A 24,409-nucleotide genomic window follows, 5' to 3' on the forward strand; every position below is an offset into this window, starting at 1 on the left:
TCCGAGCCTCCCTCCATCGAAGGACGAAAGGACATCCCGCGACCATGGGCATGACCCTGACCGAAAAGATTCTCGCGCGCCACGCCGGGCTCGATCGCGTCGAACCCGGACAGATCATCAACGGCGCCGTCGACCTCGTTCTCGCAAACGAACTCTCCGCGGCCGTCGCGATCGGCGTGATGCGCTCGATCAAAGGCGCGAGCCGCGTCTTCGATAACGAGAAGATCGCCCTGGTCGAGGACCATTTCGTGCCGGCGAAAGACGCGCAATCGGCAAAACTTGCGGCCTTGATGAAAGAGTTCGCCAAAGAGCAGAACATCAAGCACTTCTTCGACGTCGGTCGCGGCGGCATCGAGCACGTCGTGCTGCCCGAAGAAGGTTTGGTCGCTCCGGGCGAGCTGATCGTCGGCGGCGATTCGCATACCTGCACCTACGGCGCCTTCGGCGCGTTTGCGACGGGGATGGGGTCCACCGACATCGCCGCGGCCTTCGTGCTCGGCGAAGTTTGGCTGAAGGTTCCGGCAACGATCAAACTCGTCTATAGCGGCAAGCCCGGAACGATGGTCTACGCCAAAGACATCATGCTCAAAACCATCGGGACGCTCGGCATCGACGGCGCCACCTATCGCGCCATCGAATACCACGGAACCACGGTCGACGAACTCTCGATCACCGGCCGCATCACGATGGCGAATATGGCCATCGAAGCGGGCGCTAAGAACGGGATCTTCCACGCCGACGAAAAGACGATCGCGTACGTAAAAGAACGCACCGACCGGCCGTTTATCGTCGAGCGCGCCGATGCCGACGCTCGCTACGAGCGCGTAATCGAGATCGACATCGGCTCGCTCGAACCGCAGGTGGCTTGCCCGCACACGCCCGACAACGTCCATTCGATCTCCGACGTCACGCGTGACGAGATCGCTGTCGACCAAGTCTTCATCGGGTCGTGCACCAACGGCTACATCGAGGATCTGCGCATCGTGGCGAAGATTCTCGACGGCAAGAAGGTTGCGTCGAACCTGCGCGTGATCGTCAATCCGGGTTCGCAAAAAGTCTGGATGCAAGCCGCCGACGAAGGCATCCTCACGAAGCTCGCGGCAGCGGGCTGCGCCGTGAACACGCCGGGCTGCGGCGCGTGTTTCGGCGGCCACATGGGAACGCTCGGCGACGGCGAGCGCTGCATCTCAACGACCAATCGCAACTTCGTGGGCCGCATGGGCTCGCCCAAGGCAGAAGTCTATCTCGGGTCGCCGGCGACCTGCGCCGCTTCGGCGCTCTCCGGCCGCATCACCGATCCGCGCACGCTCGATCTGGTTGGAGTGTAGAACCATGGAGAAACAGCTGCGCGGTCATGCGCACAAATACGGCAAGAACATCGATACCGACGTCATCATCCCCGGCAAATACTGCAGCATTATCGATCCGGCCGAACTCGGCAAACATGCGCTCGAAGGCCTCGACGCGGAATACACGAGCAAGATGAAAGCGGGCGACATCATCGTCGCCGATACGAACTTCGGATGCGGCTCGAGTCGCGAAGTCGCACCGATCGCGATCAAGGGCTCGGGTACGTCGGCCGTCATCGCGAAGAGCTTCGCGCGAATATTTTATCGAAACGCGCTCAATATCGGCCTGCCGATCTTCGAATCCGCCGAGGCCGTAGACGGCATCGCGCCGGGCGACGAAATCGAAGTGGAACCCGCCACCGGCGTCATCCGCAACCTTACGAAGAACACGACGTTCCAATCCGCCGCATTCCCCCCGTTCATGCAATCCCTCATAGAAGCCGGCGGCCTCCAACCCTACGTAGAACGCCGCCTAGCCGAACGCCAACTCAGCTAACGCTCCCGCCCCATTGTTATAACAACCGCCCTTTTTGTCAGCATGAGCTTGTCGAAGGACAGAGCCTGTCGAAGGGCCGCAAGCTCGCTCGTGCTTCGACGAGCTCATGCTTCGACGGGCTCAGCATGAACAGTTACGGGCCGAGGCCGGGGTTGGGGCTGATGTTGTCGAGCCAGCGGTATTTCGGACGGTAGGAGGCGGTGAAGGCGACGCTCTCTTTGGGCGTTTGCAGCATGCCGAGCATGTCGCTCGTGCCGTCCACGCTGCCGGTGAAGGTGAGCGTCGAACCGTCGGGCATCGAGACGACCAGACGAACGTCTTTTCCGTCGATCGATCCGGCGACCGGAAACTTCTTGCCGTTCGCATCGAGATACTGACCGGTGAGTACCGTCTGTTTTTGATCGAGCTTGAAGTGCGTGTACGTCGTCGCCGAGTCGCGTTGAATCTGCACTTCCCACACGCCGGAGAGACCCACGCGGTTCGGATCCGAGAGATTATCGGCCGGCGGCGCCGGCGTAGCCGTGCCTTTGGAGGTCGGAATCGTTACGGTCGCGCTCGAACCGGATGGCGTCGGCAGCGTGCTGGGCGGTAGCGTCGGCACGCCAAGCGGCGGCGGTGAGGGCGGCGGAGTCGCGGTGCCGCGCGCGCCGGCCGGCGTTTGCGTTGCGCCGATCGCGCCAACGGAGAGCGCGATCAGCGCGAAAATGGTGAGGAAACGCTTCACGGTTGTAGTGTCACTCCTTATAAGAGCGCGAGACGCGTGGCGATCTGCGCTGCGGTTGAGCTTCTCGTTTCGGTTCGTATCTTCCGGTTTAGCGGGGCGCGCCGGTCGGAACGGGCGAGGGTTCGTTTACTCGCATGCGCGGTTCGATCGGCAGGCGGCGCCGCCCGCTCGATTCCGCGCCGCTCGCTTGGACCACCTCGGCGACATCGTTTGCGAGCGCCTGCGTGAGCGCGGAACCGCCCGGACACGTAAGATCGGGCGAGAGCCACCCATGCCAGCGCACGTTGAGCCGGTACCCGAACGACGCGCTCTTCATACAATGGCCGCCGGTCGCGCGGCCGTCGCGTGCGGCTTTGACATCGCTGAAAAATCGGCGCGCGAGGGAATCGGGCACGGCCTTCGGCGCGTTGGTTTGACCCGTCGACCAGAGTTCGATCGTGAAGCCCGCAGTATTCGTCGACCCGCTGTTTTGGATCGAAGCCCCGTCGCGCGAGAACCCGGCCGCTGCGGGAGCCGTAAGAGCGAGTGCGAGGATCGCCCCGGCCGCCACGCTGTGAATCTTCATATAGCTATAACGCGCCTCCCGGCCGCAACGTCCCGCAAGACTTTTGTCGGGTTGGTGGAAGTCCCCAAACCGTTCTACTTTCTTCACATTTTGGGAGTGCGTGTGAAAACCCGATTTTTACCCCTCGGGCTTGCTGCCTTAGCAGCAAGCCTCGTCGCCTGTGGCGGCGGCGGCAGCGGTGGCGGGGGATCCGTCTCGATGCCCCCGACAGGCCCTCCAACGGCCCCGCCCACGCCGTCGTACTTCGGACAGCATCCCGCTACTAGCGGCGATGCATTTACGTTTGCGGGAACGCTCGCGACGCAGAACACCTACACGTATCCGGCTGCTTCGCCGCTGCCCGCGACGTCCACGACGGCGCAAGTCAAGCAGCAGATCACCGTAACGAGCGCGGTGCAGTCCTCGTCGACGTTTCACTCCGTAGAAACCGACGTCTATCCGCTTCGCACGACGACGACGACGAGCGATGCCGTGTATTCGTTCGTACCGTCGGGCGCCGGCGTCAACTTCGTTTTGAATTCGCTTAACACGAGCGATTCGAACGCGCCGACACCCGATACGTTTGCATACGCGTACGCATCGCCGGTCCTCGTCGACGAATTGCCGGAGACCAACGGCGCCGCGTGGACGAATTCGCCGGCCGTAACGATCTCCGAAAAAGATGCCGACGGCACGACGGCGACGCGAACCTATAAAGCCGACGGCTCGTATTCGGAGATTCAAACCGCGCCCAACGGCACGGCGAATCTCGTTGAAAACCCCGACGGCAGCGGCAGTTACGCGGGAAGCGACCTCTTCAGCGGACAGATCACGCAATTGACGTTTAGCGCCCCGGCACCCGCGGCGTCACCTGGTGCGCCCGCGCGAATCACCGTCGCGCTCTACGGACCGACGCCGCCGCCGACGCCGACTCCGGCGCCGAGCGCGACGCCGGGACCGCCGCAGCCCTCGCCTACGCCGCTACAAGTGCTATCGTTCGCAACGTGGTATGGCTCGAGTCCATCGCTCTCTACCGAGCAGGACAAGACGGCGACGGTCGGCGCGTTTCCAGCAACCTGCGCGGTGCCGAGTTCGTACGGAACGGCCGGGGCCGACGTGAATCAGACCGTGAATAAAACCGACACGATCCTCGGCTACACCGAGAAGACCGTCGTCGATACCTACGTCGTGCAAGGCTTCGGCCCGGTATGCGTGGCGATGAACGACGTGCAGACCAGCTACTACGATTATCTGAACAACACGCCGTTTTCGTTCGTCTTTCAAAGTACGCCGCTCGGCACGTCGACGATATCGGAATTGCTGACGCTGCAGCCGGGCGCCACCATAAAATCGGCGGGCCGCAAGGCGGAGTCGGCATCCGGGCCGATCGCATCGGCAACGTTTGCGGTCGCGCGCGCGCATTTCGACGCCGCGATCGATACCGAGCGGCACGATCGCGTGCGCGCGCTGCGAGCCTACATCGTTCGCCGAATCGAATCCGGCCGCAAAGGAGCGAGCGCGCCATGAACGTTACGAAACTCCGCACGTTCGCAGTTCTGGTGGGTGCGAGCGTCGCCCTTAACGCCTGCGGCGGAGGCGGCGGGGGTATGCCCTCCGCACCGCCGCAAAGCACGTCTCTCGCACCGTACACCGGGCCGGCGGTGCTGGCGGCATTTACTTGGGGCAAGAGTTATCTCGAACAATCGCAATACGTCGGACCCGCCGCCGGCGGCACCGTCGCGGTGAGCGTTGACGTGCGCATGCGCGACGAGCAAGGACTGCTCGCGTACGCGGCGGCCGCGAGCGACCCGCATTCGGGGGCGTATCGCCGCTTCTTGACGCCCGAAGAGATCGGCAATCGCTACGGCGCGTCGCCGAGCGACTACGCCGCGGTCGCAGACTACTTCAAGCGGTATGGATTATCCGTCGGCGGCTGGCCGCAGCGCGAAGAACTTGCAGTGAGCGGTCCGCAAGTCGATATGGAAAAAGCATTCGGCACGAAGTTCGGCTCGTACAAGCGGGCCGGGCAAACGTTCCTGGGTCCGATGCAGCAACCGCACTTTTCGCAGGCGCTGCCGGTTTCGGGCGTCACGCACTTGGTCGGCGCCACGGTTGCGAAGCCGTACTTGATTCGTCCGCTCGCATCGGATGCGCTCGGCATGTCGCCCTCGCAGATCGCCAACGGCTTCGATTACTCCGGTGCGTACGCCGCCGGGTACGACGGCACGGGGATCAGCGTCGGCATCATCGGAACGGGCCCGATCTCGGTGAGTCCCACCAAGGGCGACGTTCCGGTCTACGGCCACGCGTTCAACGCACGCGTCGCGTCGGTCAGCATCGTGGCGGCGCTGCCGCAGCCGGCAACGGCACAAAACGGGAATACGGGAACGGCCCCGTTCGACCCGCATCCGAGCGGACTCGCAACGCCGCCGCCGCTCACGGCGCTGAGCGGAACGTGTACGTCGCCGCTCAACGGAACCGTCGACGACTCGGAAACGCCGACGGCGGGCACGTGTAATCCCGAGGACGGCGAGGCCCAACTCGATACCGAGCAAGTCGCCGGGCTCGCGCCCGGTTCGAACGTGCTGTTTTACCTCGCGTACAATCCGGCGGACGCATCGAGCTGTCCGAGCTTCGGCGGTCCGTCCACCTGCACCGGACTGCAAGGGCTGGCGCTTGCCGACGACGAGATCCAACAGGCGATCGCCGACGATAAGGCCGACGTTCTATCGCTCAGTTACGGCGGAGGCGAAAGCGACGCGCAAACTGCCGGATATTTCGATGCAACCGGCGCCGGAATTGGCCCGAGGGAGTTCGCGGCGCTCGCCGCCGAGGGCATCGCGGTCTTCGTTTCGTCGGGCGATACCGGGGCGGAAGAATGCACGGATTCCCTCGGCGCGCCGATCCTCAAGCCGTGCGTCGCCTACCCGGCCGCCGATCCGTCGGTGGTTTCCGTGGGTGGCGTGAACGCACCGCTGGATAATACCGGCAAGCTCATCGGCCCGATCACGACCTGGGGTGACAACACGACCGCGGGCGGCGACGGCAGCTTCCAGAACAATATCGGTTCGGGCGGCGGCACCTCGGCGGTCTTCAAAGCGCCGGCGTGGCAAGCAAGCGCGCTGGGGGCGGCGATGCGCGAGCAGCCCGATCTCGCGCTGATGGCCGATCCGCAAACCGGCCCCGCGCTCATCGTCAACGCGCCGTTCGGCGCTCAAGGAGCGCCCGTCGGCGGAACCAGCGCGGCCGCTCCCGAGGCCGCGGCCGAGTGGGCCCTCGTGCTGCAGGCGTGTTCGAAGAGCGCTGCCTGCGCGAGTGCGGGCGGCACGCACCCCTACCGGCTGGGTAATCCGGCGCCGCTGCTCTATAAGCTCTATCAGACGAAAGGCCAGACGCCCGACCAGTATGCCGCCACGTTCTACGACATCCTCTACGGAACGAACCCGGCGGTTCCGGCTAAGGGCGCCACGCCGCTGCCGGCTTCCGGGCCGAACGGCTGCTGCACGGCGGGGGCCGGCTACGACGAGGTGACCGGCCTGGGCGTACCCTTTGCCGGGCACCTTATTCAAGCGATCACCGGTCAGCCGGCTCCCTAAAGAGGCGCGAGGGGGCGGGCGCGCCTGCCCCCTCTTGCCACGGCTGATATAATGTGGAGGCTGTGAAAGACAAGATTCATCCCAAATGGTTCCCCGACGCCAAGGTGCACTGCGCCTGTGGCAGCACCTTTACGACCGGATCGACGATGCCCCAGATCTCCGTGGAGATCTGCTCGGCGTGTCATCCGCTCTTCACGGGGCAACAGAAGTTCATCGACACCGCCGGCCGCGTTGACAAGTTCAACCAGCGCGCCGCCGCTGCCAAAGCCAAGCAGGAAGAAGCTGCGGCTCGCAAAGCCAAGCGCGACGCCGAAGCAGCTACCGCGAACGCTTAGCTACCCGGATGTGAAAGAGGCGGGCCGCAGTACTGCGGCTCGTCTTTTCATTTACAATGGCTTACGATGGCTGAATTTTACGATCGACTAGAGACTATCGCCCGGCGCTTCGATGAGATCGAAGGCGAGCTCGCGCATCCCAGCGGCGAGTTCGATCAAGCGCGCTTTACCGCGCTCGTCAAGGAGCGTTCGGCGATCGAAGAGACGGTGGGCGTCTACCGCCAACAGAAGAAGACCCTCGAGGAGATCGCCGCCAACGAGGAACTCCTCAAGGATCGCAGCGATTCCGATCTGCACGAGCTTGCCGAAGAAGAAGCCAAGAGTCTGCGCGAGCGCCGCAAACGCCTCGACGAACAGCTGCAGCTCTTGATGATTCCCAAGGATCCCGACGACGACAAAGATATCTTCATCGAGATCCGGGGCGGCGCCGGCGGCGACGAGGCGGCGATCTTCGCGGGCGATCTCGCGCGGATGTACATGCGTTTTGCCGAAGCGCTGCGCATGAAAGTGGACGTCGTTTCGTTGAGCGAGAGCGATGCGGGCGGTTATAAAGAAATCGTGTTTACGATTACCGGCAACGCCGCATACAAGTACTTCAAATACGAGTCGGGCGTGCACCGCGTACAGCGCGTCCCCGCGACCGAATCTCAGGGCCGCGTGCATACGAGTACCGCGACCGTCGCCGTGCTGCCGCAGGTTGCCGACGACGATACCGAGATCCAAATCAACCCGAAAGACCTCGAAATCGATACGTTTAAGGCTAGCGGCGCCGGCGGCCAGCACGTCAACAAGACCGAATCGGCGATCCGCATCACGCACGTGCCGAGCGGCGTCATCGTCGCGTGCAGCGAGGAGCGCTCGCAGATGCAGAATCGCGAACGCGCGATGCAGATGCTGCGCAGCGTGCTGTACGAGCGCAAGAAGCGCGAAGCCGCCGAAGCCGTCGGCTCGCTGCGCCGCAGCCAAGTCGGGACGGGCGACCGCTCGGAGAAGATCCGCACGTACAACTACGCGCAAGACCGCATAACCGACCATCGCATCAATCAAAATTTCGGCAATATTCGCGGCGTCATGGATGGCGACATGGAGCACATCGTTGAGGAGCTGCTAAAGGATGAACGAGCCCGCCTGCTCGCCGGCGAAACCTCCGCGGCGTAACGTGCCGCGCAGCGTCGAGGCGACGCTCGCACTCGGTATCGATCGCCTCTCCGGGGCGAGCGATTCGCCGCGGGCGGACGCGCAGATTTTGCTCGCGTTTCTACTCGGGCGCGAACGAGGCTGGCTCATTTCACACGGCGGCAGCTTTCTCACCCCCGAGCGGTGCGACGAATTCGCCGCCCTCTGCGATCGCCGCGCGTCGGGCGAGCCGATCGCATATCTGACCGGCATCGCGGGATTTTACGGCCGCGACTTTGCGGTAAACGACGCGGTGCTCGTGCCGCGTCCCGAGACCGAGCATCTCGTCGAGGACGCGCTGACCTACTTGCGCGCGAGACGCGGTCCCGACGCCCCCATGCGGCAACTCTCTACCGTACTCGACGTGGGCACCGGCAGCGGCGCGATCGGCTGCACGCTCGCCGCCGAGATTCCCGGCGTTATCGTGGACGGCACCGACACGAGTGCGGCCGCTTTAAAAATGGCGGAGTACAACGCCCGGCGGCTCGGCGTGCACGCGCGCTGCCGGTTCGTTCTCGCCGACATCGTCGCGGCCCACACCACCAAGAGCTACGACGTGGTGATCGCGAACTTGCCCTACGTTCCCAGTGGCGAGATACCGCGTAAGCCCGATCCGGTCGGTTTCGAGCCGCTCGCGGCGCTCGACGGCGGTCCCGACGGGCTCAATCCGTATCGCCGCCTGCTCGCCGCGGCACCGCGGCTGCTGCGTCCCGGCGGACTGCTCCTCATGGAGGCGGCCCCGCCGACGATCGGCGCCTTGGCCGCGCTCGCGCGCGCCGCGTTGAGCGGCGCGCAGATCGAGGTTCGGCAAGACTACGGCGGCCGCGATCGTTACGTTTGGGCTAAGCGCTCGCCGGTTTCCTAAAAGTCAAAGGGCCGGGGTCGGCACGACCGGAATACCGTACTCCCGAGATGGCGAAGTATATTTTCTTTACCGGCGGCGTCGTCAGTTCGCTCGGTAAGGGCATCACGGCAGCGTCGCTCGGGCGATTGCTCAAGGCGCGCGGGATCAGCGTTTCGGTTCAGAAACTCGATCCGTATATCAACGTCGACGCCGGCACCATGAACCCGTACCAGCACGGCGAGGTCTTCGTTACCGAAGACGGTGCCGAGACCGACCTCGATCTCGGTCATTACGAGCGGTTCATCGATGAAAATCTCTCCCGCGCGAACAACGTGACGACGGGCCAGATCTATAACTCCGTGATCGATAAAGAACGCCGCGGCGACTATCTCGGCGCGACGGTTCAAGTGATCCCGCACATCACCAACGAAATCAAAGCGCACATCAAACGCGTCGCCGAAGAGTCGCAGGCCGACGTCTGCATCGTGGAAGTCGGCGGCACCGTTGGCGATATCGAATCGCTGCCGTTCCTCGAAGCGATCCGTCAGATTCGCTACGACGTGGGTGAAGAGAACGTCATGTTCTGCCACTTGACGCTGATGCCGCATCTGGGCGCCGCGGACGAACTCAAGACGAAACCCACGCAGCATTCCGTTCGCGAATTGCGCGGGATCGGCATCTCGCCCGACGCGATCGTCTGCCGCACGCAATCGTCGCGCGCGATGCCGGTGGAACTCAAAGAAAAAATCGCGCTCTTTTGCGACGTTCCCACCAGCGCCGTCGTGCAGAACGGCGACGCTCCGACGATCTATCAGGTGCCGCTCAACCTCGAGGCCGAAGGTCTCGCCGAGGCGACGGTTCGCAAACTGCGCCTCGCGGCCGGGGCGCCGCAGCTCGAGGACTGGGCGAGCATCGTGGAGCGTATCATGCATCCGGAGCGCCGCGTCAAGATCGCGCTCGTCGGCAAGTACGTCGAACTCAAAGATGCGTATATCTCGATCAACGAGGCGCTCTATCACTCGGGAATCCATCACAACGCGGCCGTCGAGATCGTGCGCTTCGACTCCGAGAATATCGAGAACGACGGCATTTCGCTGCTGCGCGGTGCCGACGGCATTTTGGTTGCGCCCGGCTTCGGCGCGCGCGGCGTCAAGGGCAAGCTGCGCGCGATTCAGTACGCGCGCGAGAGCCGCATTCCGTTTCTCGGCATCTGTTACGGCATGCAGCTCGCCTGCGTCGAGTTCGCGCGCAACCTCTGCTCGCTCCCCGATGCGATGACGAGCGAAGTCGACGAGACGACGACGGACCCCGTTATCGACTTCATGCCCGATCAGCGCAACCTCGAAGTCTACGGCGGAACGATGCGCTTGGGCTCCTACGCCTGCACGCTCGAGCCCGACACGCACGTTGCGGCGGCCTACGGCGAGCTGCAGATCACCGAGCGGCACCGCCACCGCTATGAATTCAACAACCGCTACCGGGCGATCTTTGAAGAGCATGGCATGCGGTTCTCCGGCCATCACACCGTCGGCAAAACGCAGCTCGTGGAATGCATCGAGCTGCCGGCCGACATGCATCCTTGGTTCGTAGGCACGCAGGCGCATCCCGAATTCAAATCGCGGCCGAACCGGCCCTCGCCGCTCTACCGCGATTTCGTCGGCGCGGCCCTCGTACGCGAAGAACGCGTGCGCGAAGAGCGCGATTTCGCTCCGTCCGTCTCGGTCGGCAATTAACGTAACAGCGGTCACGGCGGTCGTGCTGACGCGCAACGAAGAGCGCGTGCTTTCGCGCGCGCTGAAATCGCTGCCGGCGGGCATGCCCGCGCTGGTGCTCGACGCAGACTCGACCGACCGGACGCGTCAGATCGCCGCGGAGTGCGGCGCCGCCGTGCTGCGCAGAGCGTGGACGGATTTCGTCGACGCGCGACGCTTCGCGCTCGCGCAGGTGCGGACGCCGTGGGCGCTGATGCTCGATGCCGACGAGTCGCTCGACGACGGCTTGCGCGCCGCGCTCGCGGACGCGCCGGAAGACTGCGATGGGTATCTCGTCTCGCGAACCACCTCGTTTTGCGGCCGGCCGTTGCGCATGTGGACCGGCGAATTGCTGCTGCGCCTCTTTCGTCCGCAAGCGGTCGTGCTGGAAGCGCATCCCGCCGCCGGCGGCGGCGCGGCGCTGCACGAGCGCTGGATCTGTGCGGGGCCGGTCGGACGTTTGAGCGGCACGCTCGCGCACGAATCGTATCCGACCGTTGCGAGTTACCGCGAAAAGTACGCGCGCTACACCACGATCGAAGCGCGAGGACGTCCGGCCGCGCGCGCGGGGCTCCCGGCGATCCTGTTGCGATGCCTGGCACGATTCGTGTGGCTGGCCATCGTGCGGGGTGCCGCGCTCGACGGATGGCGCGGTCTCTACGTCGCGTGGTACTCGGCGATGTACCCCGCAGCCGTCGCGCGCAAGGCACGCAAGGGCGCGTGATGCGCGTCGGGCTCGACGCGCGCCTGACGCGTCAGATGTCGGTCGGAATGAAAGCTTACGCGCGCGAACTGGCGGCGCGTTTGCCGCGCGTCGCGCCCGATCTGGCATTCGTCACGTTCGATCGCGGCGCAAACTTCAGTTGGGACGAACAGGTTCGCTTGCCGGCCGCACTGCGCGCCGCGCGGCTGGACCTCACGCACTTCCTCTCGCTGTATACGCCCGTGTTCGCACCGCGCCCGAGCGTTATCACGATCCACGACCTCATTCATTTGCGCTTTCCCGAGTACTTCAAGTCGAAGGTCGGTCCGTACTATCAAACGGTCGTTCGGCGCGCGTGCGCTCGCGCCGCACGCGTCATCACCGACGACGAGCGCACGATCGAGGATTTGCAGCGGTTCTTGGGGGTCGACCCGGCGAAAGTTCGCGTCGTCGCCTTGGGCGTTGACGATTGCTACCTGCGCGCGCCGCAGCCGCATCGCGGCGAGCGCCCGTATCTGCTCTACGTGGGGAACCACCGCGCGCACAAAGATCTTCCGACGCTTTTCGCAGCGTGGTCGTCGCTCGATGCGGAGCGCGCGCTCGACCTGTACCTGACCGGCGACGACGATTTCGGCGATGCCCTCGCAGCCTACAGGCGAACCAACGGGCGCATCGTAGCGCTCGGCGAGGTCGGCGAAGGGGAGCTCGCTTCGTACTATGCCGGGGCGCGCGCGCTGGTGCATCCCGCGCTTACCGAGGGCTTCGGGCTCCCGATGCTCGAGGCTATGGCCGCCGGCACGCTCGTAATCGCGTGCGAAGACGCGATTCCCGGCGTGCTGCGACCCGCCGCGCTCACCTTTCGGGCGCGCGACGCGGCCGGCTTGCGCGCGCAACTCGAGTCCGTCCTGCGCGACGAGGGGCTGCGGGACGCGCTCGTCAATGAAGGACGAACGCTAGCGGCCGGGCTAACGTGGGATCGTTGCGCGCGATCGACGGCCGACGTCTATCGCGAAATTCTGGAGGGCGTGTGAGGGGAATCTGTTGTCTCGCATCCGTGCTGATGTGTCTCGCATTCGCCGCGCCGGCAGCGGCGAAGACCAAACCGCATCATCGCGTCGGCAAGCCGATCGCGCCGATTGCAATCGTCATCAACGGCGCTCCGCTCTCGGTGAATCCGCCGCCGCGTTTTTTTAAATATCAACTGCTCGTACCGGTTCGCCGCATCATCGCAGCCTTGGGTCTGGACTTCGATAAAGAGGGCCGGCGAATCGTGACCCACGCGGGCTACAAGACGATCGCGCTGACGATCGGCAGCCGGCAGGCCGAGGTCGACGGCGAGCCCGTGATTCTCGACGCGCCGCCCGTGGAGATCAAAGATACGCTCTATGCGCCGCTTCGGTTTTTTGCCGCGGCCTTGGGCGCCCAGGCGACCTACAGTCGCCAGACCAATAGCGTCGAGATCATCTCCACGCTCGTCGGTCGATCCGGCAACGGCATCGTCGCCACGGGGTCGCAGGCGGAGCAAGTCGGCACGGTTACCGCGGTCGATATCGTTTCGCAGCCGCCGACCATAACGCTTACTTCCAATGCCTCGGTGCGGACCTTACCGATCGCCGGGAACGCGAGCGTCGTGGTTCAGGACGTCAATACGAACACCAGCAACGACGCCGCGCTCGACGCCGTGCGCGTGGGCGATTTCGCGCACGTGTATCTCAATCGGCAGCGCGAGGTCGAGCGCATCGTCGACGCCTTCGGCTCGCGCGTCGGAAACGTTGCGGGCGTCGGCGACGGACAGGTCGTGCTCTCCGACGGTCACGTGATCGTGCCCGATCGCGCGAGCGAAATCTCGCTCAACGGCGCGCCGGCCGCGATCGACGATCTCAAGGTCGGGGATTCGGTGATGGTGCGCTATAATATCGATTCGTCCGAGGTGCGCGAAGTGATCGCGACGCGCCGCTCCGCTGGGACCGCGCCCCCGCCGGGCAACGTTCAAATCGCGAGCGTTTCGATCGATCCGACGCATGCGCTCAAATCCGGCGACCGAGTCTCGATCACGCTGCGCGGCACGCCGGCGGGTACGGCGACGTTCGATATCGGGACGTACTTGACGGGTTTATCGCTGCACGAGACGCTGCCGGGCGTTTACTCGACGCTCTACACGATTCCAAAGGGCGTGAACTTTGCAAACGTCCCAGTATTCGGACATCTGAACGTACGCGGAACCGACGCCGAACGCGCCCAATCGACGGCGGAGGTCTCGGTCGCGAGCGTGCCGCCGGGCGTCGGCGACTACGCGCCGCAGAACGGCGCCACGGTCAACGACGATCGTCCGAGTATCTTTGCGACGTTTACGAGCGATACCGTCGCGATCGATCCGTCGAGCGTCGAGCTGGAGGTGAACGGACACAACGTGACCTCCGAATCGAAACGAACCGCGCGCTTCATCGAATATACGCCGGGCATTTCGTACGGCAACGGGCCGGTCCGGGTAACCGTTCGCGTGAGCGATCTGGCCGGAAATACCGCCGCGAAATCGTGGACGTTCTTCATCAAGGCGCGGTAGGAGCGAATGGCTGATTCGCGCCTGCGCGCGGCCGTTCTGGCAGCAGCGCTCCTCGGCGTTGCCGGCTGCGGCGGATCCTCGACGGCGCCGCCGTCAGACGGCGCATCGACGCTCGTCGTCGCCCGCGTGCAGGATGCGGTCAACCTCGATCCGGCTCAAGCCACCGACGGAAATTCGTTGAACTTGACGCAAGAGGTCATGCGAGGCCTCGTCCAGTTTAAGCTCGGCGGCTTTGACGTCGAACCGGCGATCGCGCGAACGTGGACGCTCAGCCCGGATGGATTGCGGTGGACCTTTACGCTGAAGAAGGGGTTGGTCTTCTCCGATGGCACGCCGATCGATGCGTCCGCGGTGAAATTCAACTTCGATCGCTGGCGCTTGGTGAACGACCCGTATCACGCGAACTTTCCGTTTGGCTACTACGCCGATATGTTCGGCGGCTTTCCGGGTTTGATCGCCGGCGTGGCGGCGCCGAGATCCGACACGGTCGTCTTCACGCTAACCCGTCGGTTTAGTCCGTTTCTCCACGACGTCGCGATGCCGTCGTTTGCAATCGGCTCGCCGGCCGCGATTCGCGCCGACGTTCAAGGCTTCTCGCAAAAGCCCGTGGGCTACGGCCCCTACGTGCTCAAGGAGTGGGTGAAGGACGATCACATCACACTGGTCGCCAATCCCAGTTATCGCGGTCAGAGACCGGCGTACGCGACGGTGATCGTGCGTGACATCCCGGACCAGGCGACCAGCGTTCTGGAGATGCAGCGCGGCGGCATCGACTTTCTCGTCGATCCGCGCCCCGACGATGCCAAGGCGCTGGCGGCACAGCCGGGCGTCACGATCTACGCGCAGCCGTCGAACAACACGTCGTACCTCGCGTTCAACGTCGACCGGTCGCCGTTCGGGAAGCTGCAAGTGCGGCGGGCGATGGCGTATGCGATCGACGTTCGCGGCATCGTCAAGGCGTTCTATGGCGCGGGTGCGGTCGTTGCGGGCAATTGGACGCCGCCGGGGTTGATCGGGCGCAACCCGAGCGTTCGACCCTATCCGCACGATCCGGCGAAGGCGCGCGCGCTGCTCGCGCAGGCGGGTCTGCCGAGCGGCTTTGCGACCGAGCTTTTTTATCCGACCGCGCCGCGGCCGTATATGCCGGAGCCGCAGCGTATCGCCGAAGCGATCCAAGCGGATTTACAAGCAGCCGGCGTGACCGTTACGCTCGAACCATTCGAGTGGGGAGTCTTCCTCGACAAAGTGCGCCACGGCGAGCATCCCATGTGTTTGATCGGATGGAGCGGGGACAACGGGGATCCCGACGATTTCTTCTACCCGCTGCTCGACGCCGACAGCGCAAACGCCAAACCGAACGGACAAAACTATTCGTTTTGGCGCGATCCGGCGTTTCATCGCTTGATGTTGGCGGGACAGACGACGTTGACCGATAGAAAGCGAGCCGAGATCTATCGCCGGGCTAACGCCCTGGTGCACGAGCAAGTGCCCGCGCTCTCGATCGTTCACACCGCCGTACCCATCGCCGTCAAATCGTCGATCGCTGGCTTCGTGCCGAGCCCGGATTCGCATATCGCTTTTGAGTATCTGCGCCCCAAGAAGTAGGAGCCGCCAATGGAATCGTCGTGCATTTTTTGCAAGATCATCGCCGGCGAGATTCCGGCGCGGTTCGTTCATCGCGACGAGTCCGTCGTTGCCATCGCCGACGTCAACCCCCAGGCGCCCGATCATCTGCTCGTCATGCCGATCGAACACGTGCGCGATCTCGCCGAGTTCGTTCGAGCCGAACCGGCGGAGACGATCGCCGGGCTTTGGCAGGTCGCTGCGCGGCTGGGCGCCGAGCATCCGGGCGGCTTTCGTGCGGTCGTGAATACCGGAGTCGACGGCGGTCAAACCGTCGACCACCTGCACGTCCACGTCTTAGCGGGGCGCCATATGACGTGGCCGCCGGGGTGAAGGCGCGGAGTAAGGCGCTTGCGAGGTGGGGCCGCCTGTGCTAGAGTGTGGCGTCGAGGTCCTTCGCGGGCCCCGCGAGATTTTCGTGCGCCGCCGGCGCACGCCTGAAGGGGGGTTGTAATAGAATGGAAGTTCGCATAGCTCCGGGAGAATCGATCGAGAGCGCGCTGCGCCGTTTCAAGAAGGCCACCCAGAAGGCGGGCGTCTTGGCCGAGGCTCGCAAGCACGAGCATTACGAAAAGCCGAGCGTTCGCAAGAAGAAGAAATCCGCCGCCGCTCGCAAGCGCCGCGCCTAAAATGGGTTCGTATAAAGACCGCATTGCGTCCGATTTAAAGGACGCGATGCGGGCGCGCGACCAGCTCAGACTCGATACGCTGCGCTCCGTCCTCTCCGGCTTTACCTACAAACGGACCGAGGCCGGCGCCGAGTTGACCGACGCCGACGAACAGGACGTCCTGCGCAAGCAAGTCAAGCAGCGCAACGATTCGTTTGCGGAGTTCACCAAAGCCGGGCGCGCGGAGCTGGCCGATAAAGAAGCGCGCGAGCGCGATATTCTGCTGGCCTACCTGCCGGCGCAAAAATCCGCCGATGAGATTCGCGCGATCGTTAAAGCGGTCGTGAGCGGGCTGCCCGCCGACGGGCGCAATCAGGGCGCGGTGATGAAAGCTGCCATGCCGCAATTACGCGGCCTCGCCGATGGGAATCTCGTCCGGCAGATCGTCGGCGAGGAGCTCGCCTAGGATTTCGTCTTTTGGCTTGCGTTGGGGGACGAGCCCCCGACTGCGGGACGTTCCCGTTTTCGCATCGTGCGAAAACGGGAACTCGATTCGTCGGCGCTCTCGCCATCCTGGCTTCGCTTCTCCTCATACGCCCGCTGCCGGGGGCTCGTCCCCCAACGCAAGCGGTGCTGCTTTTCGGGCGTTTTCGTTTTGTGATGATCTGCCGGTGCTCGGAAGGGACTGGTGTGATCTTTTTTTTCTCGTAACCTTTGGGGTGGGTGGGGGTAGGTAGGAACATGCTTGGATTGCTTCGGGTTAGGGTGTTTGTGGCGATCGCTCTTGTTTTTGCGGGGGGCGCGGGCATGGTTGCGGGTGCGCTGGGTGCGACGGGCGATCGGCCGGTGATGCTGATTCATATCGACGGGACGGTCGATGATGGGATGGCGCATCTCGTGGAGCGTTCGGTCGCGCAGGCCGATTCCGAGGGTGCGGCGGCGATCGTGCTCGACGTGAACTCGCCGGGCGGGGTGTTGTCGGCTGCGTTTGCGAGCCGCGATGCGCTGCTCAACGCGCACGTTCCCACGATTGCGTTCGTGTCGGAGCGCGCGTATTCGTCGGCCGCGCTCATCACGCTCTCGGCGCAGAAGATCTATATGGCGCCGGGTGCTTCGATCGGCGAGGCCGAGCCGTCGCCGAAGACGCCGAAACTCGTCTCGGCGGTGAAGGCCGAGTTCGAATCGACGGCCTTGCGGAACCATCGCAATCCGTTGATCGTGGCCGCGATGGTCGACGCGAACGTCGCGTTGCCGCAATACAAAACGGCGCACGAGAATCTGACCCTCAACACGCAGGATGCGCTGAAGACGAAGATCGCCGATGCGGTCGCGCCGTCGCTCGATGCGGTGCTCGCCGCGAATCACCTGAGCGGGCCCGTCCAGACCGCCGGCTACACCTTCGGCGAAGAACTCGCGCGTTTTGCGACCAATCCCGAGATCAGCGGGCTCTTGCTGACGATCGGATTGCTCGGCTTACTCATCGAGATGCAGACGCTGCACGGCATCGCCGGCCTCATCGGCATCCTCTCGTTCGCACTCTTTTTCGGCAGTCACGTCTATGCGGGGTTCAGCAACGGCTTCGTGATCCTGCTGGCCCTGCTCGGACTCTTCGGCATCCTCTTCGAATTGCACGTCGTCCCCGGGCACGGCGCTCCGGGAATATTGGGCGGTATCGCTTTGCTCCTCGCCGTGCTTTTCGCATTCGGCATACCGTTCTTTTTCATCGCGTTGCAGACGATCTCCACGGCGATCGTGCTGACCATCGTGCTGTTCTACTTCGCAACGCGCGCGTGGCCGGAGAACGCGTTCATGCGAAAGATCACCTTTGCCGTCGAACAAGGTCCCGACTACGTTGCGAGCGCAGACTATACCATACTGCGCGGCCGGATCGGCAGCGCGACCTCGTTTCTTCGGCCGGCCGGCGTTGCGTTGATCGACGATCGGCGCATCGACGTCCTCACCGAGGGCGACTTCATTCCCGCCGGAACGCCGATTCGCGTGACGCGCGTCGAGGGGGCCCGGATCTTCGTCGAACCCGTCACACTTCCGAGCTATAAGGAGTAACTACGTGGCGACTGCCGGCATCCTGATTATCTTTTTCGTCGTCATCATCGGCTTTTTCGTCTTCTTATATTATTTCCCGATCGGTCTTTGGCTGCGCACCGTTGCCGCCGGCGTGCCGCTTTCCATCGGTTCGCTCATCCGGATGCGCATCATCGGCATCCCGCCCGGCATCATCGTCACCAACTTGGTGCGGGCCCGCAAAGCCGGTTTACCGTTGACGGTCGATCAGATGCAGTCGCACTTTTTGGCCGGCGGCAACATCGAGAACGTGACCTTGGCGATGATCGCCGCGCAGCGCGCGCAGATTCCGCTCGAATGGCAGCGCGCCGCCGCAATCGACCTAGCCGGGCGCAACGTGCTCGAGGCACTGCAGACGTCCGTCAATCCAAAAGTGATCGAGACGCCGATCTTTCAAGGCGTCGCGCAGAACGGCATCCAGCTCAACGTCAAGGCGCGAATCACGGTTCGCAGCAATCTCGACCGGTACGTCGGCGGTGCGGGCGAACCCACGATCGTCGCGCGCGTCGGCGAGGGCGTCGTCTCGGCCGTGGGCGCCGCCATCAATCACAAAGAAGTGCTGGAGTATCCCGATCGCATCAGCAAGGCCGTTCTCGCGAAGGGACTCGACGCCGGGACCGCGTTTGAGATCGTGTCGATCGATATCGCGGACGTCGATGTCGGCAAGAACATCGGCGCCGAGTTGCAGACGTCGCAGGCCGACGCGGACCGCCGCATCGCGCAGGCGAAGGCGGCCGAACGGCAATACGCGGCCCTCGCGGCCGAGCAAGAACAAAAGGCCGAGACGCAAGCCATGCGCGCGCGCGTGGTCGAAGCCGAAGCCTCGGTGCCGCAGGCGATCGCCGAGGCGTTCCGCGCCGGCAATCTCGGCATCATGGACTACTACCGGTTGAAAAACATTCAAGCCGATACGGACATGCGCGGCTCGATCTCCGGAAGCGTCGATAAAGGCACCGACACGCCGCCGCCGCAGCCGCCGCAGAAGTAGCGCTGATGGACACGCTTTTCTCGATTATCGAGGCCGCAAGCGATGCCAAGAAGCGGACGACGCAGCCCGTGGCCCGCAAGTCAGCGCCGTCGCGACCCGTACCCGTCGCCGTCGTGCCGGTTCCCGCGCCCGCGCCCGAAGCCGGCTTCGACGAACTGCCGCATCTCGATCCATTGCCGGGCACGATTCTCGCTATTCCGGCGGCGCATCGCGCCGGGGGATTGCGTGGACTCTTCGAAGATGGGAACAGTCTAGTGCGAGCGGTCATCGCGGCCGAGGTACTCGGACCGCCCGTCGCCCTGAGGGAGCAATCACACTGGAGTCAACCACAAAGCGATCGATCGACCTCAGTGGCCTGAGCGACCACTTTCGGCTTTTCGGAAAATTCGACCAGAATCTCTCGGCCCTCGAAGGCGCGCTCGCCGTCTCGCTGCGCGTCGACGGCAATCGCCTAGTGCTGCACGGTGAGGCCGGCGCTGTCGATCGCGCGTACGACGTGGTCGAGCGCATGCTCGGCGCGGCGGTCGGCGGGGCGCAAGTGACGCCGGACGACGTTGCGCTGGCGACCTCCGACGTCGTCGGCAAAGACGAAGCGACGCGTTTGCCCGAAACGCTCTTTCGTACGCAGCGCGGAAAAGAAATTCGTCCAAAAACAGCCGGACAACGCGCGTTCGTGCGCGCGATCGAAACGAACACGCTCACCTTCGGTATCGGGCCGGCCGGCACGGGCAAAACCTTTCTCGCCGTCGTCATGGCCGTGCGCGCGCTCAAAGCGCGCCAAGTGGAGCGCGTCATTCTCTCGCGCCCCGCGGTGGAGGCGGGTGAGAAACTCGGCTTTCTTCCGGGAGATCTCAAAGAGAAGGTCGATCCGTATCTGCGTCCGCTCTACGACGCGCTCGCCGAATGTCTCGATGACGGCGCCGTCGCCAAATACATCGAACGCGGAACCTTCGAGGTTGCGCCGCTGGCATACATGCGCGGGCGCACGCTCGCCGATGCTTTCGTGATTCTCGACGAAGCGCAGAACGCGACCCGCGAACAATTGAAGATGTTCCTCACGCGGCTGGGCGCCAATTCGAAGATGGTGGTCAACGGCGACGTTACGCAGATCGACTTACCGAAGGGTGCGGCGTGCGGACTGCTCGAAGTGCCGCGCCGTTTCGCCGGCGTCGACGATATCGGCATCGTCGCGCTGAGCGAGACCGACGTGGTGCGTCATCCGCTGGTGGCGAAGATCATTCGCGCCTATGCTGCGGAGTACGGCGGAACTCCGTGATCCACTATCGCAACGCCACGCGTCGTTCGGGCGTCGACTCGCGGCGGCTCAAACGAGTGGCACGCGAACTCCTGGCGGCTGCCGGCGAAGAGGACGCATCGCTCTCGCTCTCGCTCGTGACCGATCGCGCGATACGCGAGCTCAACCGCATTCATCGCGGAAAAGACGCGCCGACCGATGTGTTGAGTTTTCCGCTTTTAGGCGAAGAAGATCCCACGCTGGGGCCGGGCGGCGAACGATTGATCGGCGACGTCGTGATCAGCGTCGAAACGGCGCGCCGTCAGGCAGCCGGGTACGACGCGCCGCTCCAACACGAACTCTATCGGTTGCTCATTCACGGCATTCTGCACGTGCTCGGACACGATCACGAGGACGCCGGGGAGCGCGCCGCGATGGAGACCGAAGAGCGCCGCCTGGCAAACGCCATCGCCATGCCGTGGCCGTACGATGACCAACGCGCCTGAACCGCATCGCGATCATCACGATCACCACGAGGTGCCGTACGTGCGGATCGCGGAGACCAAATTCTGGAGTTCGTTTCACTACGCGTTTGCGGGCGTCTTGTACGCCACCAAGACGCAGCCCAACATGCGCGTTCACATGGTCATTGCGGCGCTCGTCTTGCTCGCGACCTTGGTGCTGCGGCTCGAACGCGTCTACGTTATCGCAATCGTCATCGTCATCGCACTCGTTCTCAGCCTCGAACTCGTCAATACCGCGGTCGAGGCGGTCGTCGACCTGCTCACCGTCGTGCATCATCCGCTCGCGAAGACGGCGAAAGATGCCGCCGCGGGCGCGGTGCTCATCGCGACGATCGGCGCGGTCGTGGTTGGGTACCTCTGTTTCTACCAAGGCATCCAGAGCGGCGGCCAGCGCGTCTTCGACGCCGTCGCGCAGGTGCCGTCGAACGCCGCCCTCATCATCCTCGCGGTGGCCGCGATCGCAACGATCTTTGCCAAAGCCTTCGTCGGGCGCGGTTCGGCGCTTCAGGGCGGGGCTGTCTCGGGCCACGCGGCCCTCGCGTTCGCCGGTGCCACGATCCTGGCGCTCTTTTACGGTCGGCCGCTCGCCGCGATCCTGGCGTACTTCGTCGCCTTTCTGGTGGCACAAAGCCGGGTCGAAGCGCGGATTCATTCCGTGTTCGAGGTGACCTGGGGCGGCGCGCTTGGGACCTTAGTCGCACTCTTCGTCTATCTCTTGGTCCGCCGCCACCTTATGTTATAATGGCCCCGCATTGGAAAACGACCCTCCGCCTCTACTCACCCCCGACCGCCGCGGATTCGGAGTAGCCGGATCTTAATGGTGGACCAGATTCATTGGCTCGAAATCGGCACGCTCGTGCTGCTCGTCATGGCAGCGGCATTTTTTGCCGCGTCCGAAGCGGCCCTCGTGGGCGTCTCGCGGATGCGGGCGCGCGCCATGGTGGAGCGCGGAATCAAGAGCGCGAACGCCGTCGTGGGCCTCATCGACGACCGCAATCGCTTCCTGACCTCGGTCCTGATCGCGAATACGGTCGTGCTCTTAGCAGCCGACTCGCTGGCGACGTACCTCTTCATTCAATTGGGAATCCCCGGCGGCGCGGTAACCTCGACCGTGGTCATGACCGTCGTGCTGCTGCTCTTCGGTGAGATCGTTCCCAAGACGGTCGCGGTCTCGAATACGGAGCGCTGGGCGCTGCGTCTGGCGCAGCCGATGCGGTGGGTCGCTTGGTTCCTGACGCCGCTCGTGCGCGCGTTTCAGTTCCTCACCAATCTCTTGCTACGTCCGTTCGGCATCAAGCACGCACAGCAGCTCTTCGTCACCGAAGACGACATCCGCGCGATCGTCAACGTCGGCGCCGAACAGAAGGTGCTCTTGGAACAGGAGCGCGAGATGATTCACTCGGTCATCGAGTTCGGCGACACCATCGTGCGCGAAGTGATGACGCCGCGGCCCAACATCGTTGCCGTATCGATCGACGACTCGCCCCGCCGCGCGCTCGACGTCGTCATCGCCGAGGGCTACTCCAAACTACCGGTCTATCAAGAATCGAAGGACGATATCGTCGGCGTCGTTCACGATCGCGAGCTGCTCATCAGTCTCGCGAACGGCACGCTGAGTACGACGCCGCTGCGGCTGCTGATGCGCGCCGTCGCCCACGTGCCGGAGAATAAGAAGATCGCCGAACTGTTGCGCGAGATGCAGCGCGACAAATTCTCGATGGCGATCGTGGTGGACGAGTACGGCGGCACCGACGGTCTGGTAACCATGGAAGATCTGCTCGAAGAACTCGTCGGCGAGATTCGCGACGAGCACGACGAAGATGAGGTCGATCCGATTCGGATCGTCTCCGAGGACGAAGCGATCGTCGATTCGGGCATGAATATCGAAGACGTTAATGCGAAACTGGGTACGCGCTTACCGTTCGAGGAGTTCGAAACGATCGGCGGCTTCACCGTCGGGCTTTTCGGCCGGCTCCCGAACGAAGGCGAGGAGATACGCGCCGACGAGAATACGCGGCTCAAAGTCGAACGCATGCGCGGGCGCCGTATCGTGTCGCTACGCGTCTATACCAGCGGTTTGACGGGTAACGGCGGCCGCGAACGCGAGCGCGAAACGGAAGCGCAGGAAGATGTCGTCTGACGAGCTGCTCGAACACGCCAAACGGGCGCGCGCGAACGCCTACGCACCCTATTCGAAGTTCGCCGTCGGTGCGGCCGTCGATGTCGGCAACGGAACGGTCGTCATCGGTGCGAACGTCGAGAACGCGAGCTACGGACTCTCGCTCTGCGCCGAACGCGTCGCCCTTTCCAGCGCGATCGCAGCCGGCCATCGCACGATTCGCGCGATCGCAATCGCCGGTCCGGAGGCAACCGAAACGGCGCCCTGCGGCGCCTGCCGGCAATTCATCGCCGAGTTCGATCCGGCGATGCCGGTGACGTTTACCACGGCGGCCGAGCCGCTGCGCACGACGCTCGCAGAACTGCTGCCGCACGCATTCGGTCCGCGCGCGCTCACGTGAGCGCGCCCGCGCGCGCCTACAAAACGTTGGGCGTGGTGCTGAGGGGACGAAATCTGGGCGAGGCCGATCGCATTCTCACGCTCTTTACCACCGAACGCGGCAAAGTGGACGCCGTCGCTAAAGGCGTCCGGCGCACCAAGAGTCATCTCGCCGGGCGGTTGGAATTCATGAACGAGGTACGTCTGGGAATGCATCGCGGCCGCAACCTGGACGTCATAACCTCGGCCGAGATCGAATGCGCGCATTGGAACGGCATCGTCGCGCCGGAAGCGTTCGCTGCGGCGAGTCTGATCGCCGAGCTGCTCGACGCCTTCTGCGAACCCGACCTGGCGCTGCCCGATATCTACGAACTCCTCACCGGCGCAATCGCCGCGGTCGACGGATCGCCGCATCCGCTCGAATTGCTGCCGCGCTTCTCGCTGCGCTTGCTCGAAGCGCTCGGACTCGCCCCGCCGCCCGAACATTGCGCGCGCTGCGGCGCACCGCTCGAGGGCCGGCCGGCGTGGCTCGATCCCGAAGCCGGCGGACTGGCCGGCGAAGAATGCCGCGTCACCTGGCGCCAGGTTCTAGAACTCGACGTCGTCGACGTTGCGAATTTCCGCGCCCTGGGCGCACGAAAGGGGGGCCCCGTTCGGCCGGTCGCGCGTGCGACGCCGGCGGTAGCAAGGGCGATCGAGACGCTCGTCAATCATCACCTCGGGCGCCGGCTCAAAGCGGGACTGCACGCCGCCGAGTTCGTAACCGGGTAGG

At 64.1% G+C, this 24,409-nt stretch carries 26 protein-coding genes; 24 read left to right on the plus strand and 2 right to left on the minus strand.

Features of this window, described 5'->3' with window-relative positions:
* Positions 1-50 precede the first annotated feature (50 nt).
* Both VIG32_07005 and VIG32_07010 read left to right on the plus strand, forming a co-directional pair.
* Positions 51-1,328: a 3-isopropylmalate dehydratase large subunit gene (locus tag VIG32_07005; GenBank protein ID HEY8297756.1), complete on the plus strand. Its 1,278-nt coding sequence runs from the start codon at positions 51-53 to the stop codon at positions 1,326-1,328.
* A 4-nt stretch (positions 1,329-1,332) separates the two neighbouring features.
* Positions 1,333-1,845, plus strand: coding sequence for a 3-isopropylmalate dehydratase small subunit (locus tag VIG32_07010; GenBank protein ID HEY8297757.1), 513 nt, complete (start codon positions 1,333-1,335; stop codon positions 1,843-1,845).
* A 133-nt stretch (positions 1,846-1,978) separates the two neighbouring features.
* On the opposite strand, the gene VIG32_07015 is transcribed toward VIG32_07010, so the two are convergent.
* Positions 1,979-2,569: a hypothetical protein gene (locus tag VIG32_07015; GenBank protein HEY8297758.1), complete on the minus strand. Its 591-nt coding sequence runs from the start codon at positions 2,567-2,569 to the stop codon at positions 1,979-1,981.
* Positions 2,570-2,657: 88 nt separating this feature from the next.
* Positions 2,658-3,134 (minus strand): hypothetical protein, encoded by a 477-nt coding sequence (locus VIG32_07020; protein HEY8297759.1) that lies wholly within the window; start codon positions 3,132-3,134, stop codon positions 2,658-2,660.
* A 198-nt stretch (positions 3,135-3,332) separates the two neighbouring features.
* Between VIG32_07020 and VIG32_07025 the strand changes: the two genes are divergently transcribed.
* From VIG32_07025 to recO, 22 genes are all read left to right on the plus strand, one after another.
* The gene (locus VIG32_07025) at positions 3,333-4,640 is read left to right on the plus strand and encodes a hypothetical protein (protein HEY8297760.1); all 1,308 of its coding nucleotides are present in this window, start codon (positions 3,333-3,335) and stop codon (positions 4,638-4,640) included.
* Positions 4,637-6,709 (plus strand): protease pro-enzyme activation domain-containing protein, encoded by a 2,073-nt coding sequence (locus tag VIG32_07030; protein ID HEY8297761.1) that lies wholly within the window; start codon positions 4,637-4,639, stop codon positions 6,707-6,709. The genes VIG32_07025 and VIG32_07030 overlap by 4 nt, the downstream gene beginning before the upstream one ends.
* A 62-nt stretch (positions 6,710-6,771) precedes the next feature.
* On the plus strand, positions 6,772-7,044 hold the full coding sequence (gene rpmE, locus VIG32_07035; protein ID HEY8297762.1) for a 50S ribosomal protein L31: 273 nt from the start codon (positions 6,772-6,774) through the stop codon (positions 7,042-7,044).
* A 66-nt stretch (positions 7,045-7,110) separates the two neighbouring features.
* Positions 7,111-8,202 (plus strand): peptide chain release factor 1, encoded by a 1,092-nt coding sequence (gene prfA, locus VIG32_07040; GenBank protein ID HEY8297763.1) that lies wholly within the window; start codon positions 7,111-7,113, stop codon positions 8,200-8,202.
* Complete coding sequence (gene prmC / locus VIG32_07045; protein HEY8297764.1) at positions 8,159-9,085, plus strand: peptide chain release factor N(5)-glutamine methyltransferase; 927 nt, start codon at positions 8,159-8,161, stop codon at positions 9,083-9,085. The genes prfA and prmC overlap by 44 nt, the downstream gene beginning before the upstream one ends.
* Positions 9,086-9,132: 47 nt before the next feature.
* Entirely contained in the window at positions 9,133-10,797 is a 1,665-nt protein-coding gene (locus VIG32_07050) for a CTP synthase (protein ID HEY8297765.1), read from the plus strand.
* Between the two features lie 22 nt (positions 10,798-10,819).
* Complete coding sequence (locus VIG32_07055; protein ID HEY8297766.1) at positions 10,820-11,539, plus strand: glycosyltransferase family 2 protein; 720 nt, start codon at positions 10,820-10,822, stop codon at positions 11,537-11,539.
* A complete protein-coding gene (locus VIG32_07060; protein HEY8297767.1) occupies positions 11,482-12,549 on the plus strand; it encodes a glycosyltransferase family 1 protein in 1,068 nt (355 codons plus the stop codon). Before VIG32_07055 ends, VIG32_07060 begins: the two co-directional genes overlap by 58 nt.
* 29 nt (positions 12,550-12,578) lie before the next feature.
* Positions 12,579-14,081: a stalk domain-containing protein gene (locus VIG32_07065; GenBank protein HEY8297768.1), complete on the plus strand. Its 1,503-nt coding sequence runs from the start codon at positions 12,579-12,581 to the stop codon at positions 14,079-14,081.
* A gap of 6 nt (positions 14,082-14,087) precedes the next feature.
* Positions 14,088-15,686, plus strand: a complete 1,599-nt coding sequence (locus VIG32_07070; GenBank protein HEY8297769.1) for an ABC transporter substrate-binding protein — start codon at positions 14,088-14,090, stop codon at positions 15,684-15,686.
* Between the two features lie 9 nt (positions 15,687-15,695).
* On the plus strand, positions 15,696-16,037 hold the full coding sequence (locus VIG32_07075) for an HIT domain-containing protein (protein ID HEY8297770.1): 342 nt from the start codon (positions 15,696-15,698) through the stop codon (positions 16,035-16,037).
* Between the two features lie 125 nt (positions 16,038-16,162).
* The gene (gene rpsU / locus VIG32_07080) at positions 16,163-16,333 is read left to right on the plus strand and encodes a 30S ribosomal protein S21 (protein ID HEY8297771.1); all 171 of its coding nucleotides are present in this window, start codon (positions 16,163-16,165) and stop codon (positions 16,331-16,333) included.
* 1 nt (position 16,334) lies between these two features.
* On the plus strand, positions 16,335-16,778 hold the full coding sequence (locus VIG32_07085; GenBank protein HEY8297772.1) for a GatB/YqeY domain-containing protein: 444 nt from the start codon (positions 16,335-16,337) through the stop codon (positions 16,776-16,778).
* A 305-nt stretch (positions 16,779-17,083) separates the two neighbouring features.
* Complete coding sequence (locus VIG32_07090; GenBank protein ID HEY8297773.1) at positions 17,084-18,376, plus strand: NfeD family protein; 1,293 nt, start codon at positions 17,084-17,086, stop codon at positions 18,374-18,376.
* Between the two features lie 4 nt (positions 18,377-18,380).
* Positions 18,381-19,382, plus strand: coding sequence for a flotillin-like protein FloA (gene floA, locus VIG32_07095; GenBank protein HEY8297774.1), 1,002 nt, complete (start codon positions 18,381-18,383; stop codon positions 19,380-19,382).
* A gap of 5 nt (positions 19,383-19,387) precedes the next feature.
* Entirely contained in the window at positions 19,388-19,741 is a 354-nt protein-coding gene (locus VIG32_07100; GenBank protein HEY8297775.1) for a hypothetical protein, read from the plus strand.
* A 95-nt stretch (positions 19,742-19,836) separates the two neighbouring features.
* Complete coding sequence (locus tag VIG32_07105) at positions 19,837-20,658, plus strand: PhoH family protein (protein ID HEY8297776.1); 822 nt, start codon at positions 19,837-19,839, stop codon at positions 20,656-20,658.
* Positions 20,655-21,122, plus strand: coding sequence for an rRNA maturation RNase YbeY (gene ybeY, locus VIG32_07110; protein ID HEY8297777.1), 468 nt, complete (start codon positions 20,655-20,657; stop codon positions 21,120-21,122). The genes VIG32_07105 and ybeY overlap by 4 nt, the downstream gene beginning before the upstream one ends.
* Positions 21,106-21,882, plus strand: a complete 777-nt coding sequence (locus VIG32_07115) for a diacylglycerol kinase (protein ID HEY8297778.1) — start codon at positions 21,106-21,108, stop codon at positions 21,880-21,882. Before ybeY ends, VIG32_07115 begins: the two co-directional genes overlap by 17 nt.
* Positions 21,883-21,957: 75 nt before the next feature.
* Positions 21,958-23,280, plus strand: a complete 1,323-nt coding sequence (locus VIG32_07120) for a hemolysin family protein (GenBank protein HEY8297779.1) — start codon at positions 21,958-21,960, stop codon at positions 23,278-23,280.
* A complete protein-coding gene (locus VIG32_07125) occupies positions 23,270-23,659 on the plus strand; it encodes a cytidine deaminase (GenBank protein ID HEY8297780.1) in 390 nt (129 codons plus the stop codon). Before VIG32_07120 ends, VIG32_07125 begins: the two co-directional genes overlap by 11 nt.
* Positions 23,656-24,408 carry a DNA repair protein RecO gene (gene recO / locus VIG32_07130; GenBank protein HEY8297781.1) on the plus strand — a complete coding sequence of 251 codons (753 nt, stop codon included), beginning with the start codon at positions 23,656-23,658 and terminating at the stop codon, positions 24,406-24,408. Before VIG32_07125 ends, recO begins: the two co-directional genes overlap by 4 nt.
* Position 24,409 lies beyond the last annotated feature (1 nt).

The sequence above is a fragment of the Candidatus Baltobacteraceae bacterium genome (assembly GCA_036559195.1).
GTDB lineage: Bacteria > Vulcanimicrobiota > Vulcanimicrobiia > Vulcanimicrobiales > Vulcanimicrobiaceae > JALYTZ01.